The organism is Pleomorphomonas oryzae DSM 16300 (genome assembly GCF_000422965.1).
GTDB classification, from domain to species: Bacteria; Pseudomonadota; Alphaproteobacteria; order Rhizobiales; family Pleomorphomonadaceae; genus Pleomorphomonas; species Pleomorphomonas oryzae.
Map to the genome: position 1 here is coordinate 343,639 of NZ_AUHB01000002.1, position 16,559 is coordinate 360,197.

The window sequence follows — 16,559 nt, forward strand, 5'->3', positions numbered from 1 at the left end:
AACGATCATTCTTCCGAGGGGGTATAAATCTGAACGTCCAAATCATCCGGCCTCTTCTGTACCGAATTAGAATCGTAGTAGTTCATGGGAATAGATATACGCGAAAAATGCCCCCGGAGAGGGGCGACGCGATGCGGAATATTTCGTGCGTCGAAGCAAATAAAGAGGCCTTTCCTTGGCCATACAACAGCATTTCTTTTTTCGTCGACGTTCCTAAAAACGAGCGCCCCGCCCATTCTTGGATTACATGTGGTACAAAATAGTAGACCCGTTACTGGATTGCTGTCCACGTGCCATTCGTACCGAGAGCCAATGCCCTCAATATGATTGATATTTACCGAACTTTTCTGATCGACGGCTACGAATAATTCTTTTCCTTGGCAGCGGCTCGCGAAGTTGAGAAGAGGCCCCGCGTAGAGAGTCATAAGCCATGGAAGCGAAGCGTTGATGGACGAGCCGTCAACTACATAGACCGGAATTTTTTGATTTTTCTTCGTCTCACGGCTGGTGGAGCCTTCACCGGTGAGAATAGTCTTTATAGAGTGCTCGCGAATCGTGTGCGAAATTTGGTTATCCCAATGGGGTGGTAACAATCCAGCCCCTAATATATCCCAAGAATGATATGGGCGCCATGTCGAGTAGCTATTCATATTTTACCCCCGAAAAAATAATCTCGTGGCTGAGCTGTGGGGCGATCTTTGATAGCGCAAGTTCTAGGATTAATGATATTCTAGATTCCCAAACGCCCCCCAAAACACTATGGTATTCGATCTCCTCCACGCGAAGACCGGTACCTGGTAGTAAAGCGCTAAAGCGACTTTCACTCATTACCTCGGAATGCACGCCAGTGGAAGTAGTCCTATGTCCTCTCGTCCTATAAATCTCTTCGGTCGCTCTCTCCCGGGCTAAAACCCGTCTTAGTGAACTTTCGTTTAGAAACGAGAGAGTGAAATGCCCATTGGGCTTAAGAGCTGTGCCGATCGCTGATAAGAGTGCACGCGTGTCAGACATAAATGATGCAGAAGTATTTATGGAAAAAATATAGTCAAATGACTGTGGTTCAAGAAAAGTAAGCGCCGTAGTGGCGGGGGCGCAAATCAAACGAACACCAGGGTGCCTGGATTTGAATAGGCGGATCATGCCATCCGAAATATCGATGCCAGTATATGTTATACCGCTGTGCACTGCGCTAATAAGGCGAAACCCAAGACCGCCTCCGCAGCCAATATCGACAATGTTAGTGGCTCTGGAATTTTGGATATGGTCCAACAATAAACGTTGGGTTTTCCGGTCCTCAGTTCTAGACCAATAATTGTCATATAAAATATCGTATTGATTGGAGATATCATTCCAATAATCTAGGGATTGTGCGGTTATATTTTCGGATTGGAACTCTGTATCCATCGGAATCGGTCCCTAAAACGCGACACATTCTTCTAGAGTTGACATATTAGCTCTAGATCTCAGGTGAGTGAGGGAGGTATCTCGGTAGTCGCAGTTTGAGGAAGGGTACCTGATGGAAGTGCTCTGAGTCACCGTTTATGGAATCGGAAGTTGTGAAAAAGGTACCTAAACTTTTGGCGAACGTTTGGAAAAGGCTTGCCAGGGAATTGGCTCGGCAAATTGAAGGGATCGGTTGACGCTGTATTTTTGCACTCCGAACATCTGTACATTGGCCGATCGGTATGGTGCGGTAGCTACCTTATTGTCATGATCTAAGGCGATAGTGGATGTTCCAGGCAAGCCTGATGGCTGGAAATGACCACTCTCGACGACGCCCATAGGATGGACTCGGCCGAGAGAAACATTCGTTCAAACGGCTCTCCCTCTGAAACTTCATGAACCACGCCGTGGACTTCGGTTTGCCGCTTGGCGTCTTCTCAATCTGGCGGATGATCCCGCTATGTGCCCAGTGGTCATAGGGATTGGAAACCGAGGCGGGGTCGTGCAGATAGGACCGTAGAAGCTGAAGAGTGGCGTCCTCCGGAGATTGGTGGAGTTCCTTTCGCAGTTCGGCGACGGCGATCGACGCTCCCTGTCTTGCTGCTTCCAGAAGCATATCCTTGAGCTGCTCGTTTGTGAGAACGAGTGCTTGCAAAGCGTCCATATGCGGTGGCTTTCGTTGGGTTGAGGGGAGGGGACGGCAGATCGCCGCCGATTGTGGACCCACGATCCACAAGTGCGTCAAGCGTCACACGCCGAGCAGTTCGCCCAACCTCTGGGTGACAGGACGCATAGGGTCAACAAGGCCGAGATCGTAGATCATGGTTGTCGTGAGGTTGCCCTTATGGTCCACATAGTGGGAGATCGCCTCGTGCGACACTCCCTGACCAGCTAGCATCATCGAGATAGCGATCCGCTTGAGGTCGTAAAGCTGAAAATACTCTGGCACGCCCGGCAGGGCTTTGAAGCGCGCCAGCCCTTTCCGAAAATTATCGCGTGGCTGATTGGGATCAGTGTGGGACGGAAATAGGAGCTTGGCGTCCGGCCAGCGTTGCTGCTGTGCCTGGACCATAGCGGCCACCCTCGGATGAATGGGAACGGACCGATAGGCGTATTCGTAGATAGAGTGCGAGAGTTTGATGCCTTTGGTGTTGTGCTTATGCCAGACGAGGGCTTCCAGGTCGAAATGGTCGAACTCCGCGCGGACCAAGTCGCTGGGTCGCGCCACAGTGAGAAATAGGATCCCCATGAAGTTGCACAGTTCCAGCATCTGGTCATTGGCGACTGAGGCGTGACCCTTCACCAACGCCATATCGCGCTTGGCATAGCCGGTTAGTGTGCCACTCTCAGGGACTGCTTCGACAACCGGACAAAAGATATTGGCTGCGATTTGCCGTATCTGCTCGGTGGAATAATCACGGCGACGGCGAATCACTTTGCGGGCGCGGATCGGATGGCAAGGATTGCGCATATCGACCAACTGCATCCTGATAGCCCAGTTGAAAAGGGCTAGCACGTGCCGCAAGGCATTGTTGAAGACGTATGGCGACGCAAACTGCTTCTGATACCGCTCGATATCGAGCGGTCTGATGGAGGAAAGTGGCCTGTCCGCAAACATGGACCCGAAGTCGGTATAGCGTTTCCGGACATTATGGCCTCGGCGGCTGGCGATTTTCGGCGCTTTCTTCAGCCATTGGGCGGTGAGTTGGGTGAAAGAACCACGATATTCTTCGGAAAGTGCGTGAACGTGGCTTTCCCAGTAGTGATTGATCGCCTCCTGCACAGTTAGGAGATGGGCGCGACTCGTGTCGGCCTCAAAGTCAGGATTTTCTCCCGCATCTAGCTTTTGAGCACGGTCGCGAACCGCCATGCGCGCTGATCCCACATTCAAGATTACGGTGGAACCGAGTGTCCTTCGATATGGTTTGCCGTTGAACTGGTAGGCGTGAATGAAGGATTTTGCTCCCTGCGCCGTCACCCGAAGCCCAAGTCCTGAGATGGAGCCATTGCGGATGTGTCCATCCGCTCCAATAGGATGATCCCAGTATATTTCTTGGTCTTTCCCGGCAGGGCAGCGAGCCCCGAAAACAAAAGTATCTGTGAGATATAGTTTAGGCACTTCATGTAACTTCCATGTAAAGATTCCTCTGAAGAACTTACATGGAAAGTGAAGTAATGACGAAGAGGGAAATATAAAAAATGACGCAATAACAAATGATTAGTCGGGCGGTGGAAATCTGAAAAACTCCCCAGCGGCCATTTACACGGAGGGGGTCGGGGGTTCAAATCCCTCACCGCCCACCAATGTTTTCAATATGTTATATGTTCATTCTCTCCGTGATCGATCTCCATGTAAATCTCATGTAAGTGTACTATCCAGAGAAGGTTTTGTGTAGGATATAGTGCAATAAATTGCCAATTTAGCGCCCACATGGCGGATGACACCTGGCTGATAGACTAGCAACCGAGATTGTGCCTCAATTTAGCTTCTTGGGACCGATGGGTGCCTTCGCTATGAAACCGGCATGTCTGGACGCGGGAAGGTCTGGCCGCCCTGCAAACGTAGGCCATAGGAAGAGGAGGGGGCTGAGCTTTGCCGCCGAAGGGGGCCAATCGCTTTACCACGCGACAGGAAGACGCCTCTCCTGCCGCCCTCATGGAGGAAGGAATCCCACCTTCGATAATTGCCGAGCTACAGCTTTCAGGTACAGCGCTGGCCGATCACATTGGCGTGAAAAGAAGGTGGGCAATCAGCCCGATTTGGGTCCCTACTCACACACACATTTTCACACACAGTCTGGATTTTGTTATAAAAAGACAATCAATATCAAATTGATATGAATTGTCTCTTTAGACTACGAATCTGAGGGTCAGGAGTTCGAATCTCTTCGAGCGCGCCATTTATCTTCTTTGATGAAGATAGCGATCTAGCGCATCTTGCGCGCGATAGTGATGATGCTATTCGCATTTTGTACGACGAGCATTGCCGCCGGTCAGCCGCGACCCTGCGCCATTCCGTCGCCTCGTTGTCGAGGATAAGTTAATCCAACAGAATATCCCATCTTTTGATCCAGCATTAAATCAACTTCGGTATTTTGGCACGCGCATATATTATTGTACCCAAACCTAAAGCCATTCTCGCGCGGGCTTGTGATGACGCGGTATCTCCGTTGGAGACGAATTGGATGTGAGGTCGGCTTTGTTTCAGAAAAAGCTGCAGCAACGAGCGGAGCAGCCAAGTGCTCGTTGCTTGATCGTAGAGCGCTCGCTGGTTCAAAATCGCGGGCATCACCACACGCAGATTGCAACTCTTGCTAGTTTGCTTCCTGGCTATCAAATCTCGCTCTTGGCAGGACCGAATTACAATTTCTTTCTGCCTTATCCCGCTCGTGTAATGACGACCGATGTTGCGCGCATTGAGTACCTAACACGTAGGGCCGCACATGGGTCACTACGTCAAAAGCTTATCGCTCGAACCGATCTTTTCCTATCGGGAAGGGGCTGGCCGTTACCCCGCTCGGGTTATGGAGCCGATCTTACCATGGCTATACGCGATTTCGGCCTCGGTCCTGGTGACCTCGTAACGGTCCCCAGTGCCTCGATCGCTGATCTCGCTGCGGTGGTCGAGGCCGCAGCCGGCTTTGAGCAGGGCCGAATACCACGAGTTCAAATGCGTTTTCTCGATCCCTTTCTCGACGAACCCAAGGAAATATTGCGCGACGCGCGAGTGATGGGGTTATTAAAGAATCTTCCTCCTTGTACAGAACTCGCATGTGAGACAGAGGAGCTTGCGCGTTGGTTTTCCGACCGGTTTGAATATTCTTTTAAGGGGGGGGTCTACCTGCCGTGCACCATTGACCCAAGGTCCGATGGGGTGACCTCGCCACAGCAACGAGGCGGCTTTTTCCGAGTTGGTGTTTTCGGCGCACCAAAGAGGAGAAAGGGTTCAGCGCGAATCACTCCCATCGTTGCTGCCCTAAGCAAGAGGGACGTTGATGTGGAGATCCTTGTTCAAGGTGAGGCGCACGACTTCGAGCCAGGCGGCTTTTTTTCCGCAGTAGCGCAGTTTGCCAATAAGCGGGTTCGCATCGTACCCATGCTTGGTGAAATTGCCCCAGAAGCATTTCGCGAGGCGCTGCTTTCGGTGGATGCCGTTCTATTGCCGTATGATACTTCCGTTTACGGTCTGCAGGGCTCCGGCTTGGTGCAGGACGCGGTGGCAGCTCTTCGTCCTGTTGTGCACAGTCGCGGATTTTCGATGCACTATCTATTGCAACATGGCAACGCCATCGACGCCGTAACGGATGAAGATTTTGCCGACGCGATTGTAAGCTTAACACAATGCACAAATGCATTGTCTGAGGGCTGTAAGAAAGCCCGCGAGGCGTTCCGTCTCCGTCTCGATCAACCTGTTCTGTTCGGAAGGTAAGCATAGACCCTTGGCGATAGGAACTCGGTTAGCGTGCCAACTTTCCTTCGGTTGACATAAAGCTAGACTGAGTGCGCTAAGGTCCTCCCGTTAGGAAAGCATTTCTTCGCCGTGGCTTTTCAGGAAATGCCGTAATGCTTGGTTGAGAGCTGATGTGATTAACTAATCCAAATCATTAAAGGCGCCTTCTGGTTTTTCTTTTTCGAATAAGCGAGGCGTAAAGGGCTGTATACCTATCGACGGCGGTCTCGAGTTTATAGTCGGCCAGGGCTTTTTTTCTGGCCGCAACCCGAAGATCCTTGGGTTGTGGATGGTTTGCCAGCCATTGAAGCCCCTCCGCAAGAGAGCTCGTCTCAAACGGAGTAGCCAGCCAGCCAGTCACTTTGTGCTCGATCATATCCGGCAAGCCGTTTGTCGCAAATGCCAAGCAGGGCGTCCCGCATGCGAGCGCCTCTGCAACCGTATTGGGTAGGTTGTCCTCTCGAGACGCGCAAACATAGACATCTGCAGCTGAATAGGCATCAGCCAACAGCTCGTCATCACTCACCTCCCCCAGGGCGTGAAGGTGGACGTGAGCCGGAATTGAAGGAGTTCCTGACTTATCTCCAAATGTGAGCAGTGTGCTAGGGAAGTCGAGTTGTTCCAGCGCCGCCAGTAAAATGTCGCCTCCTTTGCGCTTATCACTCGTCAAACTGGCCCCGAAAAGAAACACGGGGAACTGGTCGGAAAGCCCCAAACGAACCCTCGCCTCGGCCCTATCCCGGGGACTAAATCGCTCCGTATCGAGGCCATTGGGAATAACTTCAACTCTAGATCCTGCGAACAAGGCACTTTGACGGGCAACCGAGGCAAGCCAATTGCTCGGTGCAACGATAGTTAAGTCCAAGCCATCATAAGCCGTCATCTTCCTCTGCATCAGTTGCCGCGAGAGATCATTAGGGTCATTGCTTCCCAGCTGTGGACAACGACCGCAGGTGTTCAAAAAACCTTCGCAATTGCCGGTATAGTGGCATCCGCCGGTAAAGGCCCACGCATCATGTAGTGTCCACACGATGGGGCAATCAAGCTGTCGGAGTTCCTCGACGTCGAGCAACCCCCTAGTAATCCAGTGTAAATGAACCAAGGTCGGATGAAATTGGTCCAGCCGAATTCGCGCGGGGTTTGGGCGTACCGCAGGAGAAAAGAAGCACGATTCATCACGGTCAGGATAAGCTTTGAGAACAGACCGCTCCCGTTGTTCCATGCGCCTAGCTTGCTTTCCACGTCTTGAACTTCTGTCCAAACCGACCACGCCGTCGTCATGATCATCTCGATAAAGAGTCAAAAATTTAGAATCGGGCCTAACGGACCGGATACCGGAGAATAGGCGCCAAGCAGCTCGCGCGGCGCCCCCGCGCCACTGGTAGGTATTCGCAAACAGGACGTCGACTTTGATCTTGGAAGTGGTAGAGGCCAGCCCGATCCAGTGAAGTCGTTTGGTCAAGCTCCTTAGTATTCGAGCAAGATGCTCACCAACAGTCCGCCTTCTCCGCTTTGCGGCAGGTGTCGGCTTTTCCATTGCGAACTTGAAGCCTGCCGCTATTCTGGCATCCACGATTTGTGCCGAACAGAATGTTCGTGGGCGCCAATCGCTGTCGATCGCAACGTGGACGAACCGCGGGTCCGGACGGGAATGAATCCCGGAATTGTCGAGGCCGATATTCTTGACGAGGGTCTTTGTCGGATAAATACAGCGCATGTCATTTTGATAGTGAGCATAACTAAAACGAATTGCCCACGAATCTATTCGGCCCTCAAACTGATATTGAAGCATTCTCAGAACATCCTGCCCACCTTTGGCAAAACCATTCTGTGCTTCGATGTCATGGAGAAAATCTCGGTAATAGCTCATGCCCCAGTCGACTCTTGCCCATCTATCTTTCCAAGTACCCCACGACCAAGAGGAGCAACGATATCCTGCATAGGTATCGAATGGGTAGTCTCCCGGAAGCTCAAGATGTGTGGCAGGAAGGGTATAACCCGTTACCGAAAACGCTTTGGGATCGCTCTTGTAGAACTCAAGTGCGTCGTTCATGTAGCTGATGAAGTGAGTGGATGTGATCAGATCATCCTCGAGAACAATGATCGCCTCGTGAGTCTCAAGCAGGCTAGACACGCCGGAGATGATCGAATTGGCCAGCCCCAGGTTCTCTGCTCTTTCGCTCACCATGCAGCGAGCAAAGCCTTGGGCACCTTTGACAATCCCACGCACCTCAGCAACAGACGCGGCATCGCGGTCGTCTCGCGGGCCATCGCTGAATACGTAAAGTTCAGTTTCTGAGGCGTTTTTGTTTTGTGCCAGCGCTTCAAGGGTTTGCCGCGTATGCTCGGGCCGATTGAAGACAAAGAGGGCAACAGGAGCAAACTTTGGCATTTATCAGGTCAATCCCCTCAATGGCCGGTAGACTGATTAGCGAACAAATGTCGCATTGCACCCGTTGATGGCAACGCACTTGTAACCTGCATCGGCCAAAAGCCCCAAATGCGTCGCGATTCGTCGTTCCGCCTCGGAATCCAGGGCGGAATGAACTTCATCGAACTCAATCAATAGTAGTCTAGGAAACGTACGGGTCGATACAAGGTCCCGAATAACCATGTATTCGCCACCTTCTATGTCCATCTTGAGCAAATCTACGACCGTATCATTGTTTTCTTTCATAATAGAGGATAGTCGGTGGCACGGAACAGAAATACATGTGTCGGTATGCTGCAAATTTAACGAAGAATATGATGCATGATTTGGATCTTTTGGAGAAAAGAAATTCATTTCTCCATCAATATCGGCGAGGCCATACCCGAGGAAAGTAAGCCTTTGGAACGAATCCAAGTCGATTTCGTAAAATTCCGTCTCGCTGTTGTTGATCGGAAACTGAGTTCCTTTCTGAACAGCCTTCTGAAATTCTCGAAAATGTTCGACGGCTCGGGGTGTCGGATCGAGAATCCGCACTGTTGATTTGAAACGTGTCGCTAGCTCACAGTCAAAACTTATATCTTCGCCGGCTCCGGCAAGATAGCAGATACTCGCTTCGGAAAGGCGATGATCTTTTGGCAAGGTCCATCCCCCATAGGCTGTACCAAGTACAACCGTTGCGTCGGGCGGTAGAATATTCGTCATATCTACGTAATTCGAGATTTTTAGAGATCTTTTTTGTTTCTTCTCTTTATGAATATACGGCACAAGGGCGAGAAGATTTGACCATAGGCGTGGCATTTTGTGTTTCCATCGTTGGGGTCGGTTGTTGCCAACTAATAGTAATACTATGTCGGAAAGCTTCATAGCACGGCAGTGGCCGTGAGTCATTGGCGGCAGAGTACTGGCTTGAGAGCGTCGGGGCGCTCGTTGGCAAGCCGTCTGCTGGGGTCCTGCGAACGATACCGAGCGCTTGGTTCTCGTGATGACCGCGAATGAATCCAGCTAGACCAAATCCAGCAAAATGTATCGCGATTTTGCGTCAGGATTTGCATGAGAACAAAGAGCTCGGGAATTCTCGGTGAACCGGCTTTCACCGGAAATTCTCTAGACGCTCGCGACAATTTCCCTGTGCCATTGCTCAAGGAGCACGAGCTTGTAGGCAAAGAATAGGCTCGGCCCGTGGGATGACTTGGCGGCCTCTAGGAGTTTTCTTGTACCAGATTCAGAAATGATACCACTTTGCGCCAGAGTCCCATTGGCTAGAATCCCCTGATATTTCTGAACAATTGCGGAAAGCCATTGTTTCACAGGCGGCCGGAAGCCTGACTTGGGACGCGCCAGGATCTCATCCGGAAGAACGCCCTTCAGTGCTGCCCGCAGCCACGCCTTCTGGCCTAGGTTGTGATCTTGTGTTCGGGCTCTAAGCGCCATCGTTAGATTCAGAAGCTCGTGATCCAGAAATGGTAAACGAGTTTCGACGCTAGCCCCCATGCTGACCCGATCAGCAAGTGTCAGTGCATTGGACGTGAGCCACGTATCAAACAACAACTTTATGATGGCGGCGGGAATCTTGCCGAGGGGCCTTGGGCCGGTCTCTGTGGGCTGGAATGGATTGTCAGCCCTCAATTGCTCCATTGCGCTTCCGTAGAGGTCGCGTTTTAGAGAGAAGGCATCGCCGAAGTCGCGAGCCAACATGTAGAATCTGAACTGTTCAGGGGGAGAGACCGTGTCCACCATATCTCTGAGCAGATCTGCCCAGTATCGCACCGCGGCGGGATAGACTCCTGACCGAGATACTTTCCTCAACAATTTTCGCGCCCTGGGCGTTGAAATCCATCTCGGCAGGGTATTCAGGAAAGAATGGCGGGCCAATGCTTCGTTGATCTGAACGCTGCGCGTAACCCAATCATAGCCCCAAAAGACCTCATCACCGCCAATGCCCGACAACACAACCTTGATGCCATTTTCGGCGGCAGCTTGTGGAACCGCGAAATGACCGAAAGCCGCTGGATCGGCGATCGGCTCATCCATGATATGGACAAGCTTGGGAAAGAAGTCCACAAAGTGCTCAGTCGGAAGTTCAACTTCGTGGAAGATCATTCCTAAGGAGTTGGCGAACGTCTGCGCCTGATGACGCTCGTCATAGGGAGGTCGACCAGGATAGCCGACGCTGAATGCATGTATCGGCTGCCGAGAGTTCTTCTGAGCCAACGCTGCAATTACACTGGAATCAATACCTCCGGAGAGAGAGACCGCAACCGGCACATCCGCCCTAAGCGTCATCTTGACCGCGTCTTCTAGTCCATTGCGTATTCCGCTCAGGATACCCTGCCTATCCGTTGCAATATCTCCCTCATAACGAGTGGATTCAATGTCCCAATAGCGTCGTGATTGTGCAGTCCAGGTAGCCACAGATATCGTCATTGTGTAGGCTGCTGGAAGTTTGCATACGCCCTTGAGTAGCGTGTGGGGCTCGGGAACATATTGGTAGTGCAAATACATGTCGACGATTGCCGGGTCGAGATCAGGAGTCGTCCCAAGTAACGGAATGAGTGCTTTCAGCTCAGAGGCGAAGATCAACTTCTCATCGTTGAGATGATAAAAAAGTGGCTTCTCGCCACAACGATCGCGAGCGAGAAAGGCCGTCTGCTCTACCGTGTCCCACAGAACAAAGGCAAACATTCCACGAAAATGCTCTACGCAGGACGCCCCCCAAATCCGATAGGCGCTGAGAAGAACCTCTGTGTCCGAGAACGAGTGGAACTGCTCTCCGAGAGCTTCAAGCTCGGCTTTTAGCTCGATAAAGTTGTATATTTCACCATTGAAAGTAACAATATAGCGTCCATCTTGGCTCGCCATCGGCTGCCGGCCGCCATCAGTCAGATCAATAATAGCAAGTCGCGTATGCCCCAGAGACACATGAGTGCTGGTGTAGATGCCTTGGGCGTCGGGGCCGCGGTGCTTGAGGGATGATAGATCACGATCTGTGAGGCTGAATGTGGTGCTGGGCTTTTTGCTTATAATTCCAAGGATACCACACATCGCTATTCCGATCGGTCGAGTGAACTGGGCTTACGCCGGCTTAGTGGACACGCAATCCAACCTCCGTCAGCCACTTGCTCAAACGGAGTAGTGTCACCGAAGCCCAGCACCGAATGGCGCCGGATGTTTGTTTAAAAGTTGCGGTCATAGGGGGCAATGGTAACAGGCGCGTCATGCGAGCTTTTCAATATAAATAACCTCGGTCTGTGACCTCCGCCCCTCATTTGGCCGAAATGTCCCGGGGTTTGCAGCTTCCACGCATTTGAAGTATCAGAGCGGGTTGATATGAGGGCGCTTCGGTCGTGGATCGTTCGCAAGCGGCTGCGGGGGAAGGAGGCGAGATGGAGAGCGGCACCAGGATCGTCGTCGTCACCGCCTGTCCCACCGGTGTGGCGCTGACCTATATGGCGGCGAACCGCCTGTTGGCTGCCGCCCAGCGACTCGGCTACCTGATCAAGGTCGAAACGCAGGGGGCTCTTGGCAGCGAGGATATCCTGACGCGCAAGGACATCGGCCGCGCTCACGCGGCCATCATCGCCGCCGACGTTGATATCGACGGGTTGGAGCGCTTCCAGAATGTGCCCGTGCTCGCCATCGGCACCGCGCGGGCGATCGCCGATCCGGATGCCGTGCTGGCTGAAGCCTTGGCGCTGCCTCGAGCCTGAATTCCGTCTGGCCGGAAAGATTTCTGTAAAACTCGGCAACTATTGTTGATTTGTCGTCAGTTATTCGGCGTGACACGGTCTCTTCCCATGAAGGGCCTGGTCTCCGGATGCATTTCGGCTGATAGATCGGCCTCCAGGTAGAGCGAGTTAGTTCGTCAATGTGCGGAATTATTGGAATCGTTGGTCGCGAGGGTGTCTCTGAACTGTTGCTCGAGGGGCTGAGGCGCCTCGAATACCGTGGCTATGATAGTGCCGGTATCGCAACGCTGGTGGATGGCGCCATCGAGCGCCGCCGCGCCGAGGGCAAGCTCGTCAATCTGGAGCGGCGCCTCGCCGAGTCCCCGCTTGCCGGTTCGATCGGTATCGGTCACACCCGCTGGGCAACGCACGGCGGCCCCACCGAGGGTAACGCCCATCCGCACGCCACGGACAGGGTGGCGGTGGTCCACAACGGCATCATCGAGAACTACCAGGCGCTGACCGCCGAACTCTCTGCCAAGGGCCATGTCTTCGTCACTGAGACGGATACCGAAGTGGTCGCCCATCTGATCACCGATTATCTCCAGCAGGGCAAGACGCCGGTGGAAGCCTGCCGCCTTGCTTTCCATCGCCTTGAAGGCGCCTTCGCGCTGGCCATCCTGTTTGCCGGCGAGCAAAATCTGATGGTCGGCACGCGCCGGGGCACGCCGCTCGCGGTCGGCTATGGCGATGGCGCCATGTATCTCGCCTCCGATGCTTTCGCCATGGCGCCGCTCACCAACCGTCTCTCCTATCTGGAAGATGGCGACTGGGTGGTGCTGACGCGCAATTCGGCGGAAATCCGTGCCGCTGACGATACGCTCGTCGAGCGCAAGATCCATGTCTCCAACGTCTCGGCAGCGCTGATCGGCAAGGCTGGCCACCGCCACTTCATGCTGAAGGAGATCTTCGAGCAGCCGCAGGTGATCGGCGACACCATCAACGCCTTCGTGTCCGCTTCCACCGGCACCATCGCGCTGCCCGACTTGCCGTTCGATCCCGCGAAGGTGCCGCGCCTCACCATCGTTGCCTGCGGCACCGCCTACTATGTCGCCATGGTGGCCAAGTACTGGTTCGAGCAGGTGGCGCGTCTGCCGGTTGATGTCGATATCGGCTCGGAATTCCGCTACCGCGACACGCCGTTCGAGAAGGGTGGCGTTGCCGTCTTCGTGTCCCAGTCGGGCGAGACGCTCGACACGCTGGAAGCGTTGCGCCACGCCAAAAGGGCAGGGCAGCATATCGTCTCCATCGTCAACGTGCCCGAAAGCACCATTGCTCGCGAGAGCGACAGGGTTCTTTACACGCTGGCTGGGCCGGAGATCGGTGTTGCCTCCACCAAGGCCTTTACCACCCAGCTCACCGTCATGGCCTGTCTCGTACTGGCCTTCGCTCGCGCCCGCGGTACCATTTCTCATGAGCGTGAGGCGGAGCTGGCGCTGGCGCTACGCGAGGTACCGGCTCGTGCCGCTGAGGTGTTGCGCCACGACGACGCCATTCAGGCGCTGGCGAGCATGGTGGCCGAAAGCCGCGACGCGCTTTACCTCGGACGCGGTACCGCCTATCCGATCGCCCTCGAGGGCGCCCTGAAACTCAAGGAAATCAGCTATATTCATGCCGAGGGCTATGCCGCCGGTGAAATGAAGCACGGGCCGATTTCGCTGATCGATGACGGCGTGCCGGTCATTGCCCTCGCGCCCTCGGATGCCTTGTTCGAGAAGGTGGTCTCCAACATTCAGGAAGTGGCGGCCCGCTCGGGCCGGGTGTTGCTGATCTCCGACGCCGAGGGCGTCGCCCGTCTCGGCAGCAAGGTGCGCTGGTCGATCGAACTTCCAAAGGTCGACCCCTTCGTGGCGCCGATCCTCTATTCACTACCGGTGCAGCTGCTCGCCTATCATACGGCAGTGGCCAAGGGCACCGACGTCGATCAGCCGCGCAACCTCGCCAAAAGCGTTACCGTCGAGTAGGCGCCCAGCCAGCCGATTCTCTATCTAGGCAGAGCAACGCGCCGGTCTTTCGAGGCCGGCGCGTTGCTTTTCCCATGGTAAAAAGTATTAGCGAGGGAGACGGAGTGCTCCCTATGTCGACTTAAGTATGCCGCTGGTTGGGTGGCAATCGTACAATTTTCAAGTCGTTGATGACACACCAAGCCAATGGATTTCCTAGCGTTTCCGAGGGAATGCGAGAGGAATGCTGCGACGAGCCTCTAGTGTAGGATACATTTTTACAGTCGTGTTTATATCTTTCCACTTTTCAGCACATTGATGTCATGTTTTTATCACAATCGAACGAGGACCCGTAAGAACAACGATCAAAGTGTGCTGGAGTCCGGACGCCTGTAAGCGTTCGGAGCGGTGTTTTCGTATCTCCTGATCCGGGAAATACAGGGTCGGGGTGGAGGAGCGGAGAGGCTCACGAGATAAACGACCTGGCCGGCCCCTGCTTGGAGCTGGTTTTTCTTCGGCGCAACTCGTTTGCGGCGACGGGGTCGCTTATTCCTACGTCTATCAGTCTCCTTCTTCGGCGTGGCAGGACTTCGTGGAGGAGTTTCTAGGATATGGCATATACCGCAACCGGCGGGGGCGACGCTTCGTCCTCCAATCTCAAGGTGCGCGTCCAGCAAGTGGGCCGCTTCCTGAGCAGCATGGTGATGCCCAACATCGGCGCTTTCATCGCCTGGGGCATCATTACCACTCTCTTCATTCCGACTGGCTGGCTGCCCAACGCATTCTTTGCCAAGCTCGTCGGCCCGATGATCACCTATTTGCTGCCGCTTCTGCTCGGCTATACCGGCGGCAAGCTGGTCTACGGTGAGCGCGGCGCCGTTGTGGGTGCAATCGTCACGGCGGGTGTCATCGTCGGCACCGACATTCCGATGTTCCTCGGCGCCATGCTGGTGGGACCGTTCGGCGGTTGGTCGATCAAGCAGTTCGATCGCCTCGTCGACGGCAAGATCCGCCCCGGCTTCGAGATGCTGGTCAACAACTTCTCGGCTGGCATCATCGGCATGATCCTGGCCATGATCGCCTTCGCGATCGTTGGTCCGCTTGTCGAGCATCTGTCGGCCGCGCTCGGCGCCGGCGTCAACGCCCTGATCAGCACCGGCCTCATCCCGCTCGCCTCGATCCTGGTCGAGCCGGCCAAGGTGTTGTTCCTCAACAATGCGATCAACCATGGCGTCTTCACGCCACTCGGCATCCAGCAGGCTGCCGCACAGGGCAAATCGCTGATCTTCCTGATCGAAGCCAATCCGGGCCCGGGTCTCGGCCTGCTGCTCGCCTACATGGTCTTTGGCCGTGGCAGCGCCAAGCAGTCGGCGCCAGGTGCCGCCATCATCCACTTCTTCGGTGGTATCCACGAGATCTACTTCCCCTACGTGCTGATGAAGCCGCGCCTGATCATCGCCATGATCCTCGGCGGTGCCACCGGTGTGGCTGCCAACATGCTGCTCGGCGGTGGCCTGCGCGCTCCGTCGTCTCCGGGCTCGATCTTTGCCGTGCTCGGCATGACCCCGGCCGACGGCTTCGTGGGCGTCATCTCCGCCGTGGTTCTTGGCGCACTTGTGACCTTCCTGGTCGCCTCAGTGCTGCTCAAGACCGACAAGACGGAAGAAGAAGCTGAAGACCTTGATGCAGCCACAGCTCGCATGAAGGCCCTGAAGGCCGAGTCGAAGGGTATGGCTGCCCCGGTTGCCGCCACTTCGGCTACCATCTCCGGCCCCGTCCGGTCGGTCATCGTTGCTTGCGACGCAGGCATGGGTTCGTCCGCCATGGGCGCCTCCATGCTGCGCAAGAAGCTGGATCAGGCTGGCCTCGGCGCCATCCGGTCGAGCAACGTCGCCATCAACGCTCTGCCGGCCGATGTCGATGTCGTCATCACCCACAAGGACCTGACCGAGCGTGCCCGCCGGGCGGCTCCCCAGGCGACGCACATCTCCATCACCAACTTCCTCGACGGCGCGGCCTATGACCGCATCGTGGCGGACATCAAGGCGAAGGCGGGTTCCGCCGCGGCTCCGGCCGGCGGCAAGCCCGAGGGTGGCGCATCTTTTAATCTCGGTGAGGAAAACATCTTCCTCGGCCTCACCGCGTCCACCAAAGAGGAAGCGATTCGCTTCGCCGGCTCCAAGCTTCTGGAGATGGGCGCGATTACTCCGAGCTACATCGACGCCATGCTCAAGCGTGAGACCATCGTGTCGACCTATCTCGGCCAGTCGCTGGCCATGCCACACGGCACCAACGAGGCGAAGAACGAGGTTCTGAAGACCGGTATCGTCGTCTGCCAGTATCCGGACGGCGTGTTCTTCGGTCCCGAACCCGAGAATGTGGCTCGCCTTGTCGTCGGCCTCGCGGCCAGAGGCAACGAGCACATGGATGTCATGTCAGCTCTCGCCAGGGTCCTCGAGAATCCCAAGGTGGTCGCCCACCTCGCGACGACGAAAAACCCCGCCGACGTGCTGCGCATCCTCGATCTCGGCTGACCTCGACTTCTTGAAACAGAGGGCCGCCCAAGG

10 protein-coding genes are annotated in these 16,559 nt (G+C 54.7%); 4 read left to right on the forward strand and 6 right to left on the reverse strand.

What is annotated here, in order from left to right:
• Positions 1-5: 5 nt before the first annotated feature.
• The 3 genes from G522_RS29940 to G522_RS0104495 form a co-directional block, all read right to left on the reverse strand.
• Positions 6-650 (reverse strand): 2OG-Fe(II) oxygenase, encoded by a 645-nt coding sequence (locus G522_RS29940; RefSeq protein WP_156886819.1) that lies wholly within the window; start codon positions 648-650, stop codon positions 6-8.
• Positions 643-1,404 carry a class I SAM-dependent methyltransferase gene (locus G522_RS29440; protein WP_084632750.1) on the reverse strand — a complete coding sequence of 254 codons (762 nt, stop codon included), beginning with the start codon at positions 1,402-1,404 and terminating at the stop codon, positions 643-645. The genes G522_RS29940 and G522_RS29440 overlap by 8 nt, the downstream gene beginning before the upstream one ends.
• Before the next feature lie 787 nt (positions 1,405-2,191).
• Positions 2,192-3,562 carry an integrase family protein gene (locus G522_RS0104495; protein WP_169453480.1) on the reverse strand — a complete coding sequence of 457 codons (1,371 nt, stop codon included), beginning with the start codon at positions 3,560-3,562 and terminating at the stop codon, positions 2,192-2,194.
• 1,422 nt (positions 3,563-4,984) lie between these two features.
• Between G522_RS0104495 and G522_RS0104505 the strand changes: the two genes are divergently transcribed.
• The gene (locus tag G522_RS0104505; RefSeq protein ID WP_026790006.1) at positions 4,985-5,872 is read left to right on the forward strand and encodes a glycosyltransferase; all 888 of its coding nucleotides are present in this window, start codon (positions 4,985-4,987) and stop codon (positions 5,870-5,872) included.
• A 175-nt stretch (positions 5,873-6,047) separates the two neighbouring features.
• Here G522_RS0104505 and G522_RS29445 read toward each other — a convergent pair whose 3' ends face one another.
• The 3 genes from G522_RS29445 to asnB form a co-directional block, all read right to left on the reverse strand.
• Positions 6,048-8,285: a glycosyltransferase gene (locus G522_RS29445; RefSeq protein ID WP_084632752.1), complete on the reverse strand. Its 2,238-nt coding sequence runs from the start codon at positions 8,283-8,285 to the stop codon at positions 6,048-6,050.
• Positions 8,286-8,321: 36 nt separating this feature from the next.
• On the reverse strand, positions 8,322-9,122 hold the full coding sequence (locus tag G522_RS29450; RefSeq protein WP_169453481.1) for an FkbM family methyltransferase: 801 nt from the start codon (positions 9,120-9,122) through the stop codon (positions 8,322-8,324).
• Positions 9,123-9,428: 306 nt separating this feature from the next.
• A complete protein-coding gene (asnB, locus tag G522_RS0104525; protein ID WP_026790010.1) occupies positions 9,429-11,366 on the reverse strand; it encodes an asparagine synthase (glutamine-hydrolyzing) in 1,938 nt (645 codons plus the stop codon).
• 341 nt (positions 11,367-11,707) lie between these two features.
• Between asnB and G522_RS0104530 the strand changes: the two genes are divergently transcribed.
• From G522_RS0104530 to G522_RS0104540, 3 genes are all read left to right on the forward strand, one after another.
• Positions 11,708-12,031: a PTS fructose transporter subunit IIB gene (locus G522_RS0104530; protein ID WP_026790011.1), complete on the forward strand. Its 324-nt coding sequence runs from the start codon at positions 11,708-11,710 to the stop codon at positions 12,029-12,031.
• A gap of 158 nt (positions 12,032-12,189) precedes the next feature.
• The gene (glmS, locus tag G522_RS0104535; protein WP_026790012.1) at positions 12,190-14,013 is read left to right on the forward strand and encodes a glutamine--fructose-6-phosphate transaminase (isomerizing); all 1,824 of its coding nucleotides are present in this window, start codon (positions 12,190-12,192) and stop codon (positions 14,011-14,013) included.
• A 590-nt stretch (positions 14,014-14,603) separates the two neighbouring features.
• Positions 14,604-16,526: a PTS mannitol transporter subunit IICBA gene (locus tag G522_RS0104540; RefSeq protein WP_051228309.1), complete on the forward strand. Its 1,923-nt coding sequence runs from the start codon at positions 14,604-14,606 to the stop codon at positions 16,524-16,526.
• Positions 16,527-16,559 lie beyond the last annotated feature (33 nt).

Bases quoted from the DNA above. Each gene is read 5' to 3' on its own strand.
- G522_RS0104530 (WP_026790011.1), top strand. From the start codon at position 11,708: ATGGAGAGCGGCACCAGGATCGTCGTCGTCACCGCCTGTCCCACCGGT.
- G522_RS29440 (WP_084632750.1), bottom strand. From the start codon at position 1,404: ATGGATACAGAGTTCCAATCCGAAAATATAACCGCACAATCCCTAGAT.
- asnB (WP_026790010.1), bottom strand. From the start codon at position 11,366: ATGTGTGGTATCCTTGGAATTATAAGCAAAAAGCCCAGCACCACATTC.
- G522_RS29940 (WP_156886819.1), bottom strand. From the start codon at position 650: ATGAATAGCTACTCGACATGGCGCCCATATCATTCTTGGGATATATTA.
- glmS (WP_026790012.1), top strand. From the start codon at position 12,190: ATGTGCGGAATTATTGGAATCGTTGGTCGCGAGGGTGTCTCTGAACTG.
- G522_RS29450 (WP_169453481.1), bottom strand. From the start codon at position 9,122: ATGCCACGCCTATGGTCAAATCTTCTCGCCCTTGTGCCGTATATTCAT.
- G522_RS0104540 (WP_051228309.1), top strand. From the start codon at position 14,604: ATGGCATATACCGCAACCGGCGGGGGCGACGCTTCGTCCTCCAATCTC.
- G522_RS29445 (WP_084632752.1), bottom strand. From the start codon at position 8,285: ATGCCAAAGTTTGCTCCTGTTGCCCTCTTTGTCTTCAATCGGCCCGAG.
- G522_RS0104505 (WP_026790006.1), top strand. From the start codon at position 4,985: ATGGCTATACGCGATTTCGGCCTCGGTCCTGGTGACCTCGTAACGGTC.